18 protein-coding genes and 1 pseudogene are annotated in these 18,004 nt (G+C 70.5%); 10 read left to right on the plus strand and 9 right to left on the minus strand.

Going from position 1 to position 18,004, the window contains the following annotated elements; genetic code table 11:
- Positions 1–35: 35 nt before the first annotated feature.
- Entirely contained in the window at positions 36–293 is a 258-nt protein-coding gene (locus ACFWGN_RS14405) for a lipopolysaccharide assembly protein LapA domain-containing protein (RefSeq protein ID WP_191802311.1), read from the minus strand.
- Positions 290–670: an SHOCT domain-containing protein gene (locus tag ACFWGN_RS14410; RefSeq protein WP_377617691.1), complete on the minus strand. Its 381-nt coding sequence runs from the start codon at positions 668–670 to the stop codon at positions 290–292. The genes ACFWGN_RS14405 and ACFWGN_RS14410 overlap by 4 nt, the downstream gene beginning before the upstream one ends.
- 176 nt (positions 671–846) lie before the next feature.
- Between ACFWGN_RS14410 and ACFWGN_RS14415 the strand changes: the two genes are divergently transcribed.
- Both ACFWGN_RS14415 and ACFWGN_RS14420 read left to right on the plus strand, forming a co-directional pair.
- The gene (locus ACFWGN_RS14415) at positions 847–1,521 is read left to right on the plus strand and encodes a response regulator (RefSeq protein ID WP_377617693.1); all 675 of its coding nucleotides are present in this window, start codon (positions 847–849) and stop codon (positions 1,519–1,521) included.
- Entirely contained in the window at positions 1,518–3,806 is a 2,289-nt protein-coding gene (locus ACFWGN_RS14420) for an ATP-binding protein (RefSeq protein ID WP_377617695.1), read from the plus strand. The genes ACFWGN_RS14415 and ACFWGN_RS14420 overlap by 4 nt, the downstream gene beginning before the upstream one ends.
- 76 nt (positions 3,807–3,882) lie before the next feature.
- Here the strand turns inward: ACFWGN_RS14420 and ACFWGN_RS14425 are convergent, their stop codons facing one another.
- A complete protein-coding gene (locus ACFWGN_RS14425; protein WP_377617697.1) occupies positions 3,883–5,205 on the minus strand; it encodes a DUF1254 domain-containing protein in 1,323 nt (440 codons plus the stop codon).
- A gap of 299 nt (positions 5,206–5,504) precedes the next feature.
- On the opposite strand from ACFWGN_RS14425, the gene arsB reads away from it, so the two are divergent.
- From arsB to ACFWGN_RS14440, 3 genes are read left to right on the plus strand one after another with little or no spacing between them, the layout of a single operon-like run.
- Positions 5,505–6,617, plus strand: a complete 1,113-nt coding sequence (arsB, locus tag ACFWGN_RS14430) for an ACR3 family arsenite efflux transporter (protein ID WP_377617896.1) — start codon at positions 5,505–5,507, stop codon at positions 6,615–6,617.
- Complete coding sequence (locus ACFWGN_RS14435; RefSeq protein ID WP_377617698.1) at positions 6,614–7,624, plus strand: metalloregulator ArsR/SmtB family transcription factor; 1,011 nt, start codon at positions 6,614–6,616, stop codon at positions 7,622–7,624. The genes arsB and ACFWGN_RS14435 overlap by 4 nt, the downstream gene beginning before the upstream one ends.
- 28 nt (positions 7,625–7,652) lie before the next feature.
- A complete protein-coding gene (locus ACFWGN_RS14440) occupies positions 7,653–8,099 on the plus strand; it encodes an arsenate reductase ArsC (protein WP_377617700.1) in 447 nt (148 codons plus the stop codon).
- A 95-nt stretch (positions 8,100–8,194) separates the two neighbouring features.
- On the opposite strand, the gene ACFWGN_RS14445 is transcribed toward ACFWGN_RS14440, so the two are convergent.
- Positions 8,195–9,625 carry an FAD-dependent oxidoreductase gene (locus ACFWGN_RS14445; RefSeq protein WP_377617702.1) on the minus strand — a complete coding sequence of 477 codons (1,431 nt, stop codon included), beginning with the start codon at positions 9,623–9,625 and terminating at the stop codon, positions 8,195–8,197.
- An 83-nt stretch (positions 9,626–9,708) separates the two neighbouring features.
- Between ACFWGN_RS14445 and ACFWGN_RS14450 the strand changes: the two genes are divergently transcribed.
- Positions 9,709–10,101, plus strand: coding sequence for an ArsR/SmtB family transcription factor (locus ACFWGN_RS14450; RefSeq protein ID WP_377617703.1), 393 nt, complete (start codon positions 9,709–9,711; stop codon positions 10,099–10,101).
- A 20-nt stretch (positions 10,102–10,121) separates the two neighbouring features.
- Here the strand turns inward: ACFWGN_RS14450 and ACFWGN_RS14455 are convergent, their stop codons facing one another.
- Positions 10,122–11,003 carry a universal stress protein gene (locus tag ACFWGN_RS14455; protein WP_377617705.1) on the minus strand — a complete coding sequence of 294 codons (882 nt, stop codon included), beginning with the start codon at positions 11,001–11,003 and terminating at the stop codon, positions 10,122–10,124.
- A 356-nt stretch (positions 11,004–11,359) separates the two neighbouring features.
- On the opposite strand from ACFWGN_RS14455, the gene ACFWGN_RS14460 reads away from it, so the two are divergent.
- Both ACFWGN_RS14460 and ACFWGN_RS14465 read left to right on the plus strand, forming a co-directional pair.
- A complete protein-coding gene (locus ACFWGN_RS14460; protein ID WP_377617706.1) occupies positions 11,360–12,277 on the plus strand; it encodes a helix-turn-helix transcriptional regulator in 918 nt (305 codons plus the stop codon).
- A gap of 126 nt (positions 12,278–12,403) precedes the next feature.
- Positions 12,404–13,215, plus strand: a pseudogene (locus tag ACFWGN_RS14465) (aldo/keto reductase).
- Between the two features lie 162 nt (positions 13,216–13,377).
- On the opposite strand, the gene ACFWGN_RS14470 reads toward ACFWGN_RS14465, so the two are convergent.
- Positions 13,378–14,046, minus strand: a complete 669-nt coding sequence (locus ACFWGN_RS14470) for an SDR family NAD(P)-dependent oxidoreductase (RefSeq protein WP_377617708.1) — start codon at positions 14,044–14,046, stop codon at positions 13,378–13,380.
- A 139-nt stretch (positions 14,047–14,185) separates the two neighbouring features.
- On the opposite strand from ACFWGN_RS14470, the gene ACFWGN_RS14475 reads away from it, so the two are divergent.
- On the plus strand, positions 14,186–14,560 hold the full coding sequence (locus ACFWGN_RS14475) for a helix-turn-helix domain-containing protein (protein ID WP_191805788.1): 375 nt from the start codon (positions 14,186–14,188) through the stop codon (positions 14,558–14,560).
- Between the two features lie 206 nt (positions 14,561–14,766).
- Here the strand turns inward: ACFWGN_RS14475 and ACFWGN_RS14480 are convergent, their stop codons facing one another.
- The 3 genes from ACFWGN_RS14480 to ACFWGN_RS14490 form a co-directional block, all read right to left on the minus strand.
- Positions 14,767–15,543, minus strand: a complete 777-nt coding sequence (locus ACFWGN_RS14480) for an SAM-dependent methyltransferase (protein WP_377617710.1) — start codon at positions 15,541–15,543, stop codon at positions 14,767–14,769.
- 61 nt (positions 15,544–15,604) lie between these two features.
- A complete protein-coding gene (locus ACFWGN_RS14485) occupies positions 15,605–15,760 on the minus strand; it encodes a hypothetical protein (protein WP_377617711.1) in 156 nt (51 codons plus the stop codon).
- A 193-nt stretch (positions 15,761–15,953) separates the two neighbouring features.
- Positions 15,954–16,553 carry a TetR/AcrR family transcriptional regulator gene (locus tag ACFWGN_RS14490; RefSeq protein ID WP_377617713.1) on the minus strand — a complete coding sequence of 200 codons (600 nt, stop codon included), beginning with the start codon at positions 16,551–16,553 and terminating at the stop codon, positions 15,954–15,956.
- Positions 16,554–16,585: 32 nt separating this feature from the next.
- On the opposite strand from ACFWGN_RS14490, the gene ACFWGN_RS14495 reads away from it, so the two are divergent.
- The gene (locus ACFWGN_RS14495; protein WP_377617714.1) at positions 16,586–17,620 is read left to right on the plus strand and encodes an alpha/beta hydrolase family protein; all 1,035 of its coding nucleotides are present in this window, start codon (positions 16,586–16,588) and stop codon (positions 17,618–17,620) included.
- Positions 17,621–18,004: the final 384 nt, after the last annotated feature.

Below are 18,004 nucleotides of genomic sequence, written 5' to 3' on the forward strand. Positions count from 1 at the left end.
TGGACGGATTCCCGTGCTCCACGCACCCCGTCGGGCTACCGGCGGCCACGAGCGGCCGCCTTGTGCTTGGACCTGACGCGCAGGCCGCCGGCGAGCAACCCGACGACCAGGACGATCGCGAGCACGACCCACAGCGGCGCGAAGAAGGTGGCCCACAGCAGGCTGAACGAGACCTCCTGCTGGTTCTGCGCGACGAAGACCACGGTCAGTGCGACCAGGACGATGCTCAGCCAGCGCTTGGCCAGGAAGGTCGTCCAGCGTCCCGTGCTCGCCTGCGGTGCCTGGTTCGTCATGCCGCGGCCAGGGCCACTGCCTTGAGGCGGTCGAACTCGTCGGAGGAGATCGCACCGGAGTCCAGCAGCGCCTTGGCGGCTGCGACGTCCTGGGCCGGAGACGTCGCGGCCACCTGACGGATGTAGTCGTCGGTGCGCTGGCGCGCGGCGTCGACGGCGGCGTTCTGGCGCTGTGCCATGCCACGGCCGCGGGCGATCACGTAGACGAGGGCCGTCAGGACCGGGACGAGCACGAGGAACAGGATCCAGGCCGCCTTGGCGACACCGCCGAGCCCCCGGTCACGGAAGAGGTCGGAGAGGACGTGGAACAGGATCACGAGGTAGGCCATGAAGAAGAAGATCTCCACGACGAGGAGGGCGGACTGCCAGAAGGTCATCGAGGTTCCGTTCGGTCGAGAGGGGTTTCCTAGGGAACGTAGCCCCGGGTGAGCGTTCGATCCCGGGGTATCCCCCAGTTGTGGGGGTGGGTGAAGAGGTGCTCGGCGGGTCCGGCCGTGACGGGGCACGGGGCTACGATCGACGCGACCACGACCCGGCTGCGAGGACGGCACCGATGAACCGCACGCCCCACGACCCGTCGCCCGATCCAGGTCCTCGGCGTCGCGTCGGGATCGTCGACGACCACGCAGCGGTCGGGCTGGGAGTCGAAGCCATCCTTGATCAGCACGACGACCTCGCCCTGGTCGCGCGCGCGGCGACGGTCAGCGAGCTCGTCGACGCCGCGCCGGACCTGGACCTCGTCCTTCTCGATCTCCGGCTGGCGGACCGCACGACCCCCGCGCAGAACCTGGAACGGCTTCGCCGGCTCGGGGTGACCGTCGTGGCGTACACCTCCGGTGACGACCCGGCCTTGGTCCGGCAGGCAGCAAGGTCCGGGGTGGCCGGGATGATCCGCAAGTCCGAGTCGCCTGCGACGCTGGTCGACGCGCTCCGGGCCGCGGCGCGAGGAGAGATCGTGGCCAGCGTCGACTGGGCAGCGGCGATCGACGCCGACGCAGCCGTGCAGGACGCGGGCCTGACCGCTCGCGAGAGCCAGGTGCTCGAGCTGTACGCCTCAGGCGAGAAGGCGGACCGTGTCGCTCGGATGCTCGGGATCACCCGAGAGACCGTGCTGGACCACGTCCGACGGATCCGGACCAAGTACGCGGCCGTCGATCGGCAGGCCCACACCAAGGTCGACCTCTACCGCCGCGCGGTCGAGGACGGGATGCTGGCGCCACCTCGGTGACCGGCTTCGCAGCACCTCGGGTCGCGGGGGCCTCCTCGTCGATCACCGCCGATCGTCGTGTCGGCCTGCTCATCGCGCTCGGCGGCTCCGCGCTCGTCCTGATCACCGTCCCGGTCGCGATCGAGCGGTGGGGGGACGCTGCCGGGTGGTGGAACGTCGCCGCAGTCGTCCTGGCGGCGCTGATCCTGGTGCTCGCCGCACTCGCCCGAACGGTCCCGGCGCGCGCGCTGCGCGCGTTCTGGGCGACGATCCCTGCACTGAGCCTCTCCCTCGCGCTGACATGGCCTCTCGCGGAGACGTCCGGCGCGTCCTCCGTCCCGTGGGTGTGGGAGCTCGAGCCGGTGGCGGTCTCGCTCCTCGTCCTGCTCGTGCGCTGGCAGTGGGCCCTCGTGCTGTCCCAGGCCTTCGCCCTGGCCGTTCCTGTCGCGATCTGGGCGGTCCAGGGTTCCGTGCCTCTGGACGTCGTCCTCCAGACGCCGATCCACCTGGGCAACATGGCGTTCGTCGCCGTCTTCGTCGCGCTCCGCCGCCAGCTCCAGCAGCTCGCCCGCTCGGAGCGCGATGCGGAGCGGCGTGAGCACGGGCGCCTCGAGGCCGAGGCCGCAGCGGCCGAGCAGCAGCGCTTCGTCAGCATCGTCCACGACGAGATCCTCTCGACTCTCGTGTTCGCCGGCCGAGCGGCCGAGGGGGTCGGCTCCACGCTCGTCGCCCCGGCGCGACGCGCGCTGGGGTTCCTGGGCGCGGGGGGCGGCGACCCGGTCGGTCAGGTCGACTCGATCGTGACGCTCGTCCAAGCACGTGTCGCGCAGGTCCACCCCACGGCCCGGGTGACGAGCCGGTGCGAGGCGGTCACGGTGCCGCCCCCTGTCGTGGATGCTGTCGTGTCGGCCATGGCTGAAGCGCTGCGCAACAGCCTGATCCATGCCGGGAGCGGCACCCAGGAGCAGGTCAGCGTCCACGTGACCCTCGTGTCGGACTCTTCCGGGCTGACCGTGGAAGTCATCGACGACGGCGTCGGGTTCGACCCTCACCGGGCAGGGACGGACTCCGTCGGCATCAGGACGAGCATCGTCGGCCGCATGACCGCGGTCCCCGGCGGGGACGCCGTCATCACCTCTGAGCGCGGGCGCGGCACGTGCGTGACGCTCTCCTGGAACCGCCACCTGAGCGAAGCCCTCACCCCGACCGGCCGCGCCGACGGCGGGCAGGCGCTCCCGGACGAGCGGGGCACCGGAAACCTGTCGACCGGTCGTACGCCGTGGCCCGACCTGGTGCCCTCCGGGCTCGGCACCAGGGGCGCGCGGCTCGCGCTCGCCTACGTGTGGTGCACGGTGGCGGCGCACGTGCTCCTGGGCCGGGAGGACTCCCCTGGCCCGCTCGCGCTCGTGGTCGCACTCCTCGCGCTGTTCTCCTCCCTGCTCGCACTGACGTCGCGCGGGCCCGACCACCTCTCGTCGCGCAGGGCGGCTCTCGCGCTGCTTGCTCCGCTCGCAGCGGTGATCGTCCTGACCCTGGCAGCCGACTCGTCGGGGGTCTGGACCGCGCTGGTGTACCTGGCGGGCTACCAGGTGGGGCTGGCGGCCGTGCGGGGACGGGTCCGCGGCGCGTGCGGTGCGGGCTCCGCCCTGCTTCTCGTCCTGACCGCGTGGGCCGTGGGGCAACGGCTGGACGCGCCCGAGGTGCTCGAGCTCCTGCTCAAACCGACGGCCGCGATCATCGTCGGCACGATGTGGCGACGCATGCTCGTCGGGCTCGTCGCATCGGTCACGGCGCACCGGGCCGCCGGAGCACGGGCGACCTCGCAGGCGAACGCCATGAACGCTGCCATCGAGGCCGGGCGGCAACGCCTCGAGGAGGTCGCCGAGATCGTCGGGCCCACCCTCCAGGTTCTCGCGCGCGGCCGAAGCCTCACCGACGTCCAGCGCGCCGACGCGACACTGATCGAGGCCGGGCTGCGGGACCGGCTCCGCGCTCCGGGCCTCGCCACGGCCGACATGGTGGAGGCGTGCGCACAGGCGCGCTCCAGAGGCGTCGACGTGCGTCTGCTCGACGACCGCGGGCAGCCCCTGGTCGACCCCACGACGGTTGCGGAGGCAGCCGGTCACGTCCGGGGTGCGCTCGCGGGTCAGGTCACCGTGCGTGCACTACCTCCGGGCCGAGGTGCCGAGCTGACCGTGGTGCTCGACGACGGCCGGCAGGTCGTGCGGCACGAGCTTCGTGGCACGCGAGATCACACCACGCAGACCGGTGCTGCCGAAGGACGTCGGCATCGTCGAGGACGTTGAGGACGGCCCGACCGGCCGACTCTCCGACGTCCGCAGACGCGGTCTCTGCGGCGTCAGAGAGCCAGCACGCGCGCGGTCAGACCTGGGTGATGGGCGGGAAGCCGTAGGTGCCGTCGAGCACCGTCAGCCCCGGGATGTAGAGCCGCAGGACCAGGCGGAACGCCGCGTCGGGGGCTGGGAGCCAGTTCGCGCGCGCGAGCGGGTCAGCGGGTTCTGCGTGGGAGATCGTCACGGTCAAGGTGCCGTCGTCGGCGCGCCGCGTGCCAGGCGTGCGGTCGCCGATCGAGTACCGGTCGATCGGGTTGTCGACCAGGAAGTACCGGGGGACGTCGTAGAGGGTGATCGACCAGAACGCCCCGACGGGCGGCTCGGTGTCGAAGTGCACCTCGTAGGTCGACTCGCCGCGCAGAGGTGCGCCGTCGACGTCGGTGAAGGCTTGGGCGTACACGGCCTCATAGGCGTGGTTGCCCCACAGGCCGAGGCGCGCCGCCACGGCTCGATCGAGGAATCTCTCGGCCGGGTCGGCGATCTTCCACCCGGGCGCGTCGATCGTGCCCAGCCCGAGCGCGGCGACGTTGTAGTCGAACATGTGCAGTCCGACGGTCCACCCGTTGTTGACGGGCGCGGAACCGTGGTGAGAGGCGTGCTCCACCAGGTCTCGCCCGGCCAGATACTGCTCGGCGAGCTCGCCGTCGGGGTCCTGGATCGGTGCGGTCCCGGCGAGCCCGAGCGGGTCGAACCGGGTCGCGTACCCGACGTCGGCCGGTGAGGGCGGAAGCTCCTGGGACAGCCGTCGCAGGTCCTCGAAGAAGTCAAGGCCCTCCTCCCCGGACGCCGCCTTGTCAGGCAGGCCGGCAGGCTTCGCGGTGAGGTCGAGAGGCCGGAGCAGGAACTGGTCCTGGACGGAGTTCGCCGCGCCGACGTCGTCCGGTCCTGCGCACGCGATCCGCCCGACGATGCTCACGATCCGGGTCGACGCCTGCACCACGAGGGCGTCAGCGGGCAGGTCGCCCGACCAGCCGGGTGGGACGACGACGAACCGGCCCGCCTCGTTGCCGGTGGCCCGCGTCCCGACGTACGCGATGTTGTTCGTCCAGGCGTCGACGAACTGGAGCACGTAGTAGCGCTCCCCGGTCGCCGGCACGTCCAGCACGAGCGGACCGACGGACAGGTCCAGCTGTGCCATCGAGTACAGGGTGTCGTTGTTGATCGTCACGAACGTGTCTGCGGGGCCCGCGAGGTGCCGTGCGTGCGAGAACGTGTTGAACGCCGCCGCCGGGTTCGCACCGACCCCCTCGTTCACGTAGCGCCGCACCTGGTCGACGTTGAAGACCAACGGATACCCGTACACGTACGCGTCCTTGGCCAACCCCGCCCGGTCCGTCAGCTCCGTCGCCATGCCCCACACCCTCACTCGATCACCGGCGTCCAGGTGGAGCGCCCACCCCATGCTCCACGGTCCGTTGCCTTCCGCAACTCGGCTCAGGTCCGACGTCAGCAGAGCGATGTCGCCTTGTCTCCCTATATCGAAATGTGTCAACATAGACGCATGTCGATGCACCGTCCTGGCCGACCCTGCCCTCTCATGCCCGACCGTGACCGCCACCTCCTGGAGCGAGCCATGACGTCGATCGTGGGCAGGCGCCCTCCGTGGGTGCTGGTCGCCGAGATCGAGGAGGCCCTGGCGTGAGCCGCACCGTGGCACCAGCCACCACCCCCGTGATCGCCCAGGGCGCAGGACGGTTGTCGACGCTCGACCGGTGGCTGCCGGTGTGGATCGGGCTCGCGATGGTCGCCGGACTGCTGCTGGGCCGGTTCGTCCCGGCCCTGTCGGACGTGCTGGCCTCGATCGAGGTCGGGGGGATCTCGGTGCCCATCGCGATCGGCCTGCTCGTGATGATGTACCCGGTCCTGGCCAAGGTCCGCTACGACAAGGTCGCCTCGGTCACCGGGGACAAGAAGCTCCTGGTGTCCTCCCTGGTGCTGAACTGGCTCGTGGGGCCCGCGCTGATGTTCGCGCTGGCGTGGATCTTCCTGCCCGACCTGCCCGAGTTCCGCACCGGACTGATCATCGTGGGCCTGGCCCGCTGCATCGCGATGGTCGTCATCTGGAACGACCTGGCCTGCGGGGACCGGGAGGCCGCGGCGGTCCTGATCGCGATCAACTCCGTCTTCCAGGTCCTCGCGTTCTCGCTCCTGGGCTACTTCTACCTCACGATCCTGCCCGGCTGGTTGGGCCTGGACACCGCCGGGCTCGACATCTCCATGGGACAGATCGCGCTCAACGTCCTGGTCTTCCTCGGGATCCCGCTCGTGGCCGGGTTCGCCTCGCGCCTGGTCGGGGAACGCACCAAGGGCCGGGGCTGGTACGAGGACACGTTCCTGCCCGTGATCGGCCCCTGGGCCCTGTACGGGCTGCTGTTCACGATCGTGCTGCTCTTCGCACTGCAGGGCGAGGCCGTGACCTCCAACCCGCTCGACGTGGCCCGCATCGCCCTGCCGCTGCTGGTGTACTTCGCCGTGATGTGGGGCGTGGGCATCGTCACCGGGAAGACCCTGGGCCTGGGGTACGCCAAGTCCACGACCCTGGCCTTCACCGCGGCCGGCAACAACTTCGAGCTCGCGATCGCGGTGGCGATCGCGACGTTCGGCGCAGCCTCGGGCCAAGCCCTGGCCGGTGTCGTCGGGCCGCTCATCGAGGTCCCGGTCCTGGTGGGCCTGGTCTACGTCTCCTTGTGGATCGCCCGCCGCTGGTTCGCCGTCGACCCCTACGCCACCCCGGTGGCCGAACCCGGGAAGGTGACCCCATGACCACCACTCCCCCGCCTCTGACGGTGCGCGACGCGGACTGCGGGCCGCAGATCGAGTCCCACGCCATCGGCGCCGGCATCGCCACCGTCGTCGCGACCGCGCTCAAGGCCCTGGCCGAACCCCTGCGCCTGCGCATGCTGTCCTTCATCGCCACCGCCCCGGCCGGCGAGGCCTGCGTGTGCGACCTGGCCGCCCTGACCGACGTGTCCCAGCCGACCGTCTCGCACCACCTCAAGGTGCTGCGCGACGTCGGGGTCCTCGCCTCCGAGCGGCGCGGCACCTGGGTCTGGTACCGCATCACCCCCGGCTACAAGACGGCCGTGACCACCCTGCTGGACTCCTTCGCCCCGGCAGCCCTCGAGGCATCGGTCACCCAGGAGGTGCTGCGCGGGCTCGAGGACGTCGACCCGGCCCTGGACCACCTGGCCACCGAGCTCGCGACCACGTTCCCCGGCGTGCGCTTCGACGTCGTCCAGCGGGTCGTGCGCGAGTCCTACACCGACCTGGCACGCTCGGCGAAGGTCTCCGCACACCTGATCACCCTCACCGAACGCTTCGCCCGCCAACGCCTGACCGACATCACCCGCGACCCGACGAGCCGCCCCCAGGTGCTGTTCGTGTGCGTCGCGAACGCCGGCCGCTCCCAGCTCGCCGCCGCACTGGTGCGCCACTACGCGGGCGACCGCGTCACGGTCCGCTCCGCAGGCTCCACCCCCGCCGCCGAGATCCACGCCGGGGTCCGCGAAGCCCTCGACGACCTGGGCACCGCCCAGGACGCGTTCCCCAAGCCGTTGACCGACGACGCCGTCCGCGCGGCCGACGTCGTGATCACCATGGGCTGCGGTGACGTGTGCCCGGTCCTCCCCGGCAAGCGCTACGAGGACTGGCTCGTCGGAGACCCCGCCCTGGCCTCCCCCGCGGGTGTCGCCGCGATCCGCGACGAGCTCGACACCCGGGTCCGTGCCCTGCTCGCCGACCTCTTGCCCGACCTCACCCTGCCCACCTGACCCGCACGCACCAGCCTGGAGAGACCTCATGAACGCCCAGCACGCCCCCACCGAGAAGCCGTCCGCCCTGTTCGTCTGCGTCCACAACGCGGGCCGCTCCCAGATGGCCGCCGGGTTCCTGCGCGCCCTGTCCGGTGGCGCCGTCGAGGTCCGCTCCGCCGGGTCCATGCCCGCCGACCAGATCAACCCGGTCGCGGTCGAGGCCATGCTCGAAGCCGGGATCGACATCCGCACCGAGACCCCCAAGGTCCTGACCACCGAGGCCGTCCAGGCCTCCGACGTCGTGATCACCATGGGCTGCGGCGACGTGTGCCCCGTCTTCCCCGGCAAGCGCTACGAGGACTGGAAGCTCGAGGACCCCGCCGGGCAGGGCATCGAGTCCGTGCGCCCCATCCGCGACGAGATCCGCACCCGCGTCCTGACCCTGCTCACCGAGCTCGGCGTCGACGCCGTCGAGGTCCCTGCCACCGCCTGACCCCGGACGCGACGAAGGGCCGGACGCGTGCGCGTCCGGCCCTTCCTCGTACGGGCGAAGCCCCCCGGCGGGGCTCGCTGCACGCAGGCCCAGCCTTACTCGCAGGCGCTCGCCGGCGTCGGCTCGTCGCCGGAGCGCCCGTGGACGACGCCGGTAGCAAACCCGGACCCGGACGGTGCACCGACCCCGAGCGTGACGAGCTGCGGCTCGGTGGGTGCTGTGCCGCAGCACGAGACGTCGGTCTCGTCGTCGGCCTCCAGCGCCAGGTCCGTCGAGCACACACCGGTGGCAGGCAGGTTCAGCTGGACCAGGTCGGCTGCGGCCCGGTCACCTGCCAGGGCGGCGGCGATCGAGCGGACCTGCTCGTAGCCCGTGGCGAGCAGGAACGTCGGCGCCCGCCCGTAGGACTTCATCCCGGCGAGGTAGAACCCGTCGTCGGGGTGCCGGAGCAGCTTCTCCCCGTGCGGGGGCACCGTGCCGCACGAGTGGAAGTTGGGGTCGATGAGCTCGGCCAGCCGGCTCGGGGACTCCACCACCGGGTCCAGGTCCAGGCGCACCTCGCGCAGCATGTCCAGGTCCGGGCGGAACCCGGTCGCGTTCACGATCGCATGGACCTGCAGGTCCAGCGCCTCGTCGCGCGAACGGCCCAGGACCCGCACCGTGTCCTGGCCGGGCACGAGCTGTTCGATCGAGATCCACTTCACCAACGTCAACCGGCCGGCCTCCACCGCGGCCTGCAGGCGGGTGCCCAGGAGCCCGCGCGCGGGCAGCTCGTCGTCGGTCCCGCCGCCGAACAGGCGCCGCGCCGACCCGCCGCGGATCGCCCAGGTGACCGTGGTGCCCGGCGCGGACTCCGCGAGCTCGACCAGGGACAGGAGCGTGTTCGCTGCCGAGTGGCCCATCCCGACGACGAGCGTGTGCCGGCCGGCGAACCGCTCCCGCTGCGAGCCCAGGACATCAGGCAGGGGGCCGGTGACGAAGCCCTGCGCCCGGTCCTCGCCGACGGCTTGAAGGCCGCTGGTCCCCAGCGGGTTGGACGTCGTGAACGTCCCGGACGCGTCGATCACCGCACGGGCCAGCACATCCTCGACCTGCCCGTCCGCACCCACGGTCCGCACCCGGTACGCGCGCCGCTCCCGGCCCAAGGACCGGGTCTTGTCCGCGCCGTCGCGGGCCACGGCCAGCACCCGTGTCCTGGTCCGCAACCGCGAGGCGATCGCCGGGGTCGCGGCCAGCGGCACCAGGTACTCGTCCACGAGCTCGCGACCCGTGGGCAGCTCGTTCAGGTCCGGGGCCCTCCATCCGGTGGGCTCGAGCAGTCGGCACGCGGCCTCGTCGATGTCGTAGCGCCACGGCGAGAACAACCGCACGTGTCCCCACGACGCCACCGCCGCACCCGGCCCCTCGCCCGCCTCGAGGACCACCGGCTCCAGGCCCCGCTCCAGCAGGTGAGCGGCCGCGGCCAGCCCCACCGGTCCCCCACCGATCACCACGACCGGCAGGTCAGCACGCACGACCTCGCTCATCACCACTCCTCGCATCGACAACCATCAATGAACTCCATGGCGACAACGTATCCACAAACTTCGATACGTGGCAAGATGGGCTCATGACCACGACGACGGACCTGCCCCTCGCACCAGCCGGCACCGCCGGCGCCGCCTGCTGCGCGCCGCTGGTCCGGCAGGCGGCGGACCCCCAGACCGCCCGCGCCCTCGCGCGCACCTTCAAGGCGCTGGCCGACCCCACCCGGGTCCAGCTGCTCTCGATCGTCGCCTCTCACGAGGGCGGCGAAGCCTGCGTGTGCGACCTCACCGAGCCTGTCGGCCTGTCCCAGCCGACCGTGAGCCACCACCTCAAGATCCTCGTCGACGCCGGCCTCCTCACGCGTGAGCAGCGCGGGCGCTGGGCGTACTACTCGCTCGTGCCCGGGGCCCTCACCTCGCTCGCGACGACGCTCACCGAGACCACCGCCGAGGAAGGCCGACGAGAGCCGGTCTGAACCCGCCGATCGCGGGCCCGTCAGGACTCGTGCGTGACCAGCACCGGCCACTTCGCGTGACGCAGCAGGGTCTGGCTGACCGATCCCAGGACCGGGCCCCTGACCTCGCCGTACCCCCGCGAACCGACCACGACGACGGAGGCAGCCACGGCGGCTCGCGAGATCTCGTCGGCCGGCGGCCCTTCCATGACGTGCGTCCGCACGATCAAGGACGGGGCAACGCGGCGGGCGGACTCTGCAGCCCCCTCCGCCACCTCGTGCGCTCGGCCGCGGAATGCCGCGCGCAGATCGTCGACCGACGGCGTGAGGGAGGTCACGAGCGGGTCGGCAGGGACCGTGTACGCCGCGACGACGTCGAGCGGGACGTTGCGGCGGACCGCTTCGTGGGCTGCTTCGACCGTCGCGACCTCACTCCGGGGCGATCCGTCGACGCCCACCAAGACGGGGCCTGCGGTCGAGAACGTCGCGTCGCTCGGCACCACGGCCACAGGTACCGGAGAGCGCGCTGCGAGCTGGATGCTGACGGAGCCCAGGAAGAGGGCACCGAAGGCACCGAGGCCGCGTGTGCCGACCACGACGAGCCCGGCGCCCTCGCTCGCCGCGTCCAGCAGAGCAAGGGCTGCCGGTCCCGGTCGAGCTGATGTCTCCACCTCCAGCTCGGGCTCGGCCTGTCGGGCGACGTCGACGGCGACGCGCAGCACCTCGTCGGCCTCGTCGCTCTCGGTGGCCATCGGGGGCAGGTAGAAACCTCCGGCGAACATCGGGTCGTAGGCCGGCCGGAAGCGCGAGTGCACGACGAGAAGCGGCTCGCCACGCAGGCGGGCTTCGTGGGCGGCCCAGGTCAGTACCGTGCGGCTGCTCGTCGATCCGTCGACACCGACGACGACACGAGTCTCAGACATCCTTGTCTCCTTCGTTGGACGTTCGCCGGACTACCGCTCGCGAGAGAACAGAAAGGGCGACAGCAGCGAGCTTCCACGTCGCCTCAGAACGTTCGCCCCCCAGGTCGTGCCGTCCAGTCTTTGCCCGCCCCCCAGCAACGGCAACTGGGGACCGGGGACGCTCGCCGCCCGCGCACTCGTACGGCCGCCGCCCGCCACGACGTCGCAGGTGCCAAGACACGCCGGTCGACGCGCCAGATGCACCATGCTCCACCCGGCCGGTCCGCCTCCTCCTTGAACAGCCCACGGTGGCCCACGTGATGGGGGGTGCTGCCAGCATCTCCCACGGTCACGACGACGGTCGTAGCGTCGTGGGCATGGACAGACGCGACGAGGTACGAGACTTCCTGGTCTCCCGCCGAGGCAGGGTCACGCCCGAGCAGGTCGGCCTGCCTGCAGGACTCGGGACCCGCCGGGTCACAGGGTTGCGCCGCAGCGAGGTGGCCCAGCTGGCCGGGGTGTCCGTGGAGTACTACACCCAGCTCGAGCGCGGCAACGTCCGCGGCGCGTCCGAGAGCGTCCTGGACGCCATCGCGCGCGCCCTGCAGCTCGACGAGGCCGAGCGCAGACACCTCTTCGACCTGGCCCGTGCGGAGAACACCCGCGGCGCGACGAGGCGGCGTCCGGCGCGTCACCAGGTGCGGCCGAGCGTGCAGCACGTCCTGGACGCTCAGCTGTCGCCTGCTTGGGTGTCGAACGGCCGCGGCGACATCGTCGCGATCAATCGCCTCGGGCGGGCGCTGAACGCGCCACTGTTCGAGGACCCGGCACGGCCGGTCAACTTCGCGCGGTTCCGGTTCCTGAACCCTCGGGCGTCAGACTTCTTCCGCGACTGGGAGGCAACCGCGAACGACACCGTCGCAGCCCTGAGGTCCGCGGCCGGCAAGAACCCCTACGACAGAGAGCTCACCGACCTCGTCGGTGAGCTGTCCACCCGTAGCCCCGAGTTCCGTACCCGCTGGGCCAAGCACGACGTGCGCCTGCATCAGACCGGGGTCAAACGGCTGCACCACCCCGTCGTGGGGGACCTCGACCTGACCTACGAGGGCATGCAGCTCCTCTCCGATCCCGGCCTCGTGCTGTTCGTCTACACCGCCGAGCCGGGCTCGGCTTCACGACAGGGCCTCGACCTGCTCGCCACGTGGGCCGCCACCACCGAGCGCGAGGAACGTGCGGCGAGCCAGGAGCGCACGAGCCAGGGTCCGGGCGCACCCCGGGACCTGACCGCGACCTGACCGCGACCGAAGCCGCGCCACCGACCACCCGCCGCACGACCGTCTCGTCGTGCGGCCGTCCCTCCCACGAAAGGTTCCGCCATGCCCGTACAGATCCCCTCCGTCGTCCTCAACAACGGGGTCGAGATGCCGATCCTTGGATTCGGCGTCTTCCAGGTCCCCGCCGACGAGACCGAGCGCGTCGTCACCGACGCCCTTGCTGCGGGATACCGCCACCTCGACACGGCTGCCGCCTACGGCAACGAAGAGGCCGTAGGGCGCGCCATCAGGTCCAGCGGTATCCCGCGTGACGAGCTGTTCGTCACCACCAAGCTCTGGATCCACGACGGTGCGAGGAGGGCACCAAGCGCGCGTTCGACACGTCCCTGGAGCTCCTCGGGCTCGACCGTCTGGATCTCTACCTGATCCACCAGCCCCTCGGTGACTACTACAGCTCCTGGCGGGCCATGCAGGAGCTCTACCGTCAGGGAGCCGTCCGAGCGATCGGCGTCTCGAACTTCTACCCCGACCGGCTCGTGGACCTCGTCGAGCACAACGAGATCACCCCGGCCGTGAACCAGATCGAGACCCACCCGTTCTTCCAGCGCGTCGACGACCAAGCCCTCCTGACCGAGCGCGGCGTACAGATCGAGTCCTGGGGCCCCCTCGCCGAAGGCAAGAACAACATCTTCAGCGACCCCGTCCTGACAGCCGTGGGTGCGGCGCACGGTAAGTCCGTGGCCCAGGTGACCCTGCGCTGGCTGATCCAGCGCGGTGTCGTCGCCATCCCCAAGTCGACGCGCCCCGAAAGGATGGCCGAGAACCTCGACATCTTCGACTTCGTGCTCAGCGACGACGAGATGGCACGCATCGCCACCCTCGACACCGGCACCAGCGTCGCGTTCGACCACCACGACCCCGCCATGGTCAGCCACCTCAACGCCACCTCGACCCGCTGATCGGGCCCGCCCACACCGCCCTCGCCTCGGGTCCTCACTGCCCGGGGCGAGGGCCCCAGCCGGGGCTCCGACGCTGCACCCAGCCCCGTCGCCGTCTTCAGGATCAGCCCGCGACAGGCCGTTCGACGACGGGTGACGCGGGCGTCTCGGGAAGGTCCTGGTTCATGGGGTGAAGATCTTCTCGGCGTGGTCGCGCTGGACGTGCAGGTCCCAGTACAGCGGGGAGATCTGGTCCGCGGAGGCGCTGGGTGTGCCCTCGGGGGCGCGGTCACCGATCCGGGCCCCGATGGCCACGTGCGCAGCCTGGATGCCCTCGGGTTCGAGCTCCTTGTGCAGGTTCAGCACCCAGGAGCGCAACGCGGCACCGGCCGTGTTGATGTCACCGAGCATCGGAGTGGGGTCCACCGATCCGGCCCCCGTGGTGAACAGCAGCGTGCCCGCGCCGGCTTCCCGCATCGCGGGCAGCACCACGCCGACCGCCGTGATCGCACCGTAGACGAGGTATCGCATCTGCAGGTCGACATCGGCGGCGGTGAGCCTGCTGGGCGTCAGGAACTTCGGCTCGGGTCCGCCCGGCGAGTATTCGAGCACGTCGATCCCCCCGAAGTGCTCGGCGGCGGCCTCCAGCGCGCCGGTGAGCGACTCGGTGTCCAGGACGTCAGCCACGAAGCCTCGGGCAGAGACTCCTTCGGCAGCCAGGTCGGCGACCCGGGCGTCGAGACTGCTCCGACTCCGGGAGAGCAGGGCGACGTCGAAACCGTGAGAGCCGAAGGTGCGTGCAATGGCCAGGCCCATGCCGGGCCCTGCGCCGACGACAGCGATAGTAGGCAAGAAGACTCCTTGAGAAGACGGCCTCGTCCACGGTGGTACGAGGCACAGCGGTTACTAGCCGTTCCTTGGTAACTTTGGATAACTAGACCGCCGCGGTCAAGAAGGCACCTTGAGGTGCCGTGGTTCTCTGGAGGTAACGATGCAGGTCAGTGACGAGGTCGACCCGATCTGCGGGCCGGGCGCGGAGCGGGCACGGGAGGTCCTCGACCTGGTCTCGGACAAGTGGTCCCTGTACGTCGTCGCCGCACTGGGGCACGGACCCCTGCGGTTCAACGAGGCCCGCCGAGTCGTGAGCGGGATCAGCCAGCGCATGCTCACGGTGACCCTGCGCCGCCTCGCACGCGACGGTCTCGTCACACGCACCGTCGTCCCGACGGTTCCCCCACAGGTCACCTACACGCTGACCGAGACCGGGCACACGCTGCGTCGGGCGGTCCGGCCGTTGATCGAGTGGGCCTTCGCCACCGTCGACGACATCGACGCTGCTCGCACTACCTATGACTCTCAGCCATGAGCGCCGCCCCTTCGCTGCCGGACGACGAACCGTGAGGTGGAAGGGAGCTCCGCACGGAGGCGCGGACTACGTTTCCTCTAGGGGTTGCACGCAACCAGGATCGTGTGGGTCCAGCCGACATCGGGGCGCCAGGAGTTGATGCTCCAGGCCCTCCTGACCCTTGCGTCAACTAGTGCCCGAAAACCCTCGGTGTCGCAGAACGCGGCCTAGGGGGTTCTCGCTACGGTCACGCCGGCCGGCCCCGCGGCGACGTCGTGAAGGGCGAAGGTCGCAAACCCGAGCTCGCGTCGTGCGCCGCTCAGCCAAGCGTCGCGGTTCTCCCGTGCGGCAGCGAGCGCCTGGCTGCGATCCTCGGTCGTCGGGGCCCGCCGTACGGCCCAGTCGACGAGCGACCCGGTCCAGCTGAACTGGTAGTCGTCCCACTCGGCCAACGTGCTGACGTGCCCGAACGACGGCTCGAAACCGTGCTCATGGAAGGCTCGCACGAGGCCGGCGAGGTCGGGATAGGCGTCGGCAGAGACCTCGAGCGCTGCCAGCGCAGAAGCCGACGGGGTGCTCTCCCAGATGCTGTCGCCGACCAGCGCTTGGCCGCCGGGGCGCAGGTGTCGCCGGACGGCGCCCAGCATGTCCGCCAGCCCACCGAAGGCGTGGCTCGCGCCGACGCACAGCACCACGTCGAACTCCCCGTCGCTCCAGGCGGGGGCATCCGTCTCGATCCAGCGCACCCGGTCGCTCAACCCACGCTCGGCGGAACGCCGGGCGGCAGTGGTAGGGAGCATGTGGTCAATTCCCACGCCGGTGATCCCGGGATGGTCGAGCAGCAGGTGCTGCAACCACTCGCCCTCGCCGCAGCCGAGGTCAACGGCGCGGGCCCCGTCGCTCGGGCTCAGCCAGCCGATCAGTTCGCGAAGCCGCTCGGGCGCCACCGGCGCCGCGATCGGATGTCGCTGGTGGGCGATGTCGAAGATCTCAGAGCGCTCCATCGCAGCAACGCTACAGGTGAGGCGCTCGGCCCAGACCCGAGTGGCCACGAGGGTACGTGTCCTACCCGAGGTCGGTGACGACGTCGAGGGCTATCAGAAGGACCTCGAGAACCTCGAGGTTGCCCCACTCCGGGGCGCAGCCCAACGCAGTCCAGCCCAGATCGACGGCCGCCACCCCGACAAGCGCGCCTTCCCGCAGCAACGCGGAGACGCTCACGGCATCTCCGGCGCCCGAGACCGCCACCGCTTGTCGGGCACATCTGTGTGTGCTCGAGTCGTCAGCATGAACGCCCAGCCCACTCACCTCGCCCGGTGGTCAGCGAAACTCGCGACCTTCGCGTCATGCCTGACCTCAGCCGTCGCAGCCGCGCTTCCTGTCGCGCTCCACGCGAGGAAGCGATGGGTCTGGGTCAGCGAGCCTCCCTGCTGAGCACACCTGAAACGAGAAGCTGCACGAGGACGGTGGCGTCGTACCGGGTGTCGTTCGCGGCACCGATGCAGAGGTTGCCGATGCCCTTGAGCATGTTGTAGGCATCAACGGGCTGAGCTTTGCCGGCAGACTCGAGCGCCGCCTCAAGGAGAGTGCCACACACCGGGACGAGACGGCCGACGAAGTAGGAATGCAGAGCGTCGGATCCAGCACCGTCTCCCTGCAGTGCGCTGGCGAGCCCGTGCTTGGTGACGAGAAACTCCACGAACAGGGCAACCCATGCCCGCAGCGCCGCTTCAGGCGTCGCGCTCTCCGAGAGCAATCGTGGGCCTGCTTCTGCACACGCCTCGACCTGGTGCCGGTACACCGCCACCACGAGCTCGGGTCGCGTCGGAAAGTGACGGTAGATCGTCCCTACACCGACGCCGGCCTTCGCCGCGATCTCCCGCACCGGAGCGTCGACCCCGGAGGTCACGAACACTGCTGCCGCCGCGTCGAGCAGCACCTGCTGATCTCGACGCGGACGACCCGCTTGCTGGGATCGCACACCGTGCAACTGTTCCCTCTCGGCGTCAGCCATGGCCCCATCCTCACACATCCGCCTGCCTGCGCTTGCATTACGGAGCATCGTTCCGTAACGTTCCGGAACGTTGCTCCGATAACCAGTATCGCAGAGCACAGCTCCTCGGAGAGGAACTTCTCATGACTGCATCAATCGTCAGCACGCTGGACCGCATCATCGGTGCCGGCAGCCCGGTCGTCTCTGTGGCTCCGGTCGCACTCTCTGCCCCGGACCGACCCGTCCCGCTGGAGGTGCGCGTCTCGGCGCCAGCGACTGGCACAGACCTGCCCGTCGTGGTGTTCTCCCACGGCAACGGATGGAACCTCGACGGTTACGCGCCGCTCACCGCGTTCTGGGCCTCTCGAGGGTTCGTCGTGATTCAGCCCACGCACCTCGACTCTCGTCGGAACGGCTTCGGGTTCGACCACCCCGTCTTCCCGACGATCTGGACCGAGCGGATCGTGGATCTCACACGCATCCTCGACCAGCTCGACACCATCGAGGCCGCCGTCCCCGGGCTTGCCGGGCGCGTCGACCGCAGCCGCGTTGCCGCCACGGGTCACTCCTGGGGCGGGCAGACGGCACAAACGCTCCTGGGAGCGCGGACCTTCGACGAAGCGGGCCAGGTCGGCCAAGACATGTCAGACGGCCGGGTCACCGCTGGCATCCTCTTCGCCACGACCGGTCTTGGCGGCGATGACCTGCACCCGTTCGCGCAGGCGAACTTCCCGTTCATGCGCCCCTCGTTCCAGGAGCTGACCACGCCAACCCTCGTCGTAGCGGGCGACCATGACCAGTCCAAGATGTCCAGCCGCGGACCTGACTGGTTCACCGACGCCTACACGCACAGCCCCGGCGCCACCGACCTGCTCACCTTCTACGGCGCCGAGCACGCCCTCGGCGGGATCGTCGGATACGAGGTCGCGGAGACCACTGACGAAGACCCTGAGCGGGTCGCCGTCATCCAGCGGATGAGCACCGCCTACCTTCGCACCGCTCTGCACGTCGACGAGAACAGCTGGCCCGCCGGTCGCGCCGTCTTCAGCGCCGGTTCCGATCCCATCGGGCGCGTCGACAGCAAGTAGGGGGCGAAGAGGTTCGGCTGCCACGCCACGCACCGGTGATCACTGGGCAGGAACCCGAGTGTGGCACTCGTCGACCTGACGAACTTGTGACTGCCGTACGGAAGGACCGCCCATGAGACCCCGGCGCCGCCGCCCTACGACGAGGCCCGACGCCGCCGAGTGTTCACGGTCCGCCTTCAACCACGTCAGGTGTTGAAGGTAGGCGACGAACAGAGTCAGGTGTTCAAGGTCTGGCACTGGCTCGGTGACGAGGTGGAGACAGGCGCAGAGCGGGTGGGCGCACGTCTCGCCACCGCGGCGCCCGACGGGTTACCGGTTCTGGCCGTTCGACGGCGAGGCTCGCCCGCGCGAGAGGCACATGGAGCGCTCGCGCGGCACGGGCAG

Source organism: Oerskovia sp. NPDC060338 (genome assembly GCF_042726295.1).
GTDB lineage: Bacteria > Actinomycetota > Actinomycetes > Actinomycetales > Cellulomonadaceae > Oerskovia > Oerskovia merdavium.

Coding starts and splice junctions, on each gene's coding strand:
- ACFWGN_RS14415 (WP_377617693.1), top strand. CDS start 847: ATGAACCGCACGCCCCACGACCCGTCGCCCGATCCAGGTCCTCGGCGT.
- ACFWGN_RS14480 (WP_377617710.1), bottom strand. CDS start 15,543: ATGGAGCGCTCTGAGATCTTCGACATCGCCCACCAGCGACATCCGATC.
- ACFWGN_RS14490 (WP_377617713.1), bottom strand. CDS start 16,553: ATGGCTGACGCCGAGAGGGAACAGTTGCACGGTGTGCGATCCCAGCAA.
- ACFWGN_RS14460 (WP_377617706.1), top strand. CDS start 11,360: ATGGACAGACGCGACGAGGTACGAGACTTCCTGGTCTCCCGCCGAGGC.
- ACFWGN_RS14455 (WP_377617705.1), bottom strand. CDS start 11,003: ATGTCTGAGACTCGTGTCGTCGTCGGTGTCGACGGATCGACGAGCAGC.
- ACFWGN_RS14475 (WP_191805788.1), top strand. CDS start 14,186: ATGCAGGTCAGTGACGAGGTCGACCCGATCTGCGGGCCGGGCGCGGAG.
- ACFWGN_RS14445 (WP_377617702.1), bottom strand. CDS start 9,625: ATGAGCGAGGTCGTGCGTGCTGACCTGCCGGTCGTGGTGATCGGTGGG.
- ACFWGN_RS14410 (WP_377617691.1), bottom strand. CDS start 670: ATGACCTTCTGGCAGTCCGCCCTCCTCGTCGTGGAGATCTTCTTCTTC.
- ACFWGN_RS14435 (WP_377617698.1), top strand. CDS start 6,614: ATGACCACCACTCCCCCGCCTCTGACGGTGCGCGACGCGGACTGCGGG.
- ACFWGN_RS14440 (WP_377617700.1), top strand. CDS start 7,653: ATGAACGCCCAGCACGCCCCCACCGAGAAGCCGTCCGCCCTGTTCGTC.
- ACFWGN_RS14405 (WP_191802311.1), bottom strand. CDS start 293: ATGACGAACCAGGCACCGCAGGCGAGCACGGGACGCTGGACGACCTTC.
- ACFWGN_RS14450 (WP_377617703.1), top strand. CDS start 9,709: ATGACCACGACGACGGACCTGCCCCTCGCACCAGCCGGCACCGCCGGC.
- ACFWGN_RS14425 (WP_377617697.1), bottom strand. CDS start 5,205: ATGGCGACGGAGCTGACGGACCGGGCGGGGTTGGCCAAGGACGCGTAC.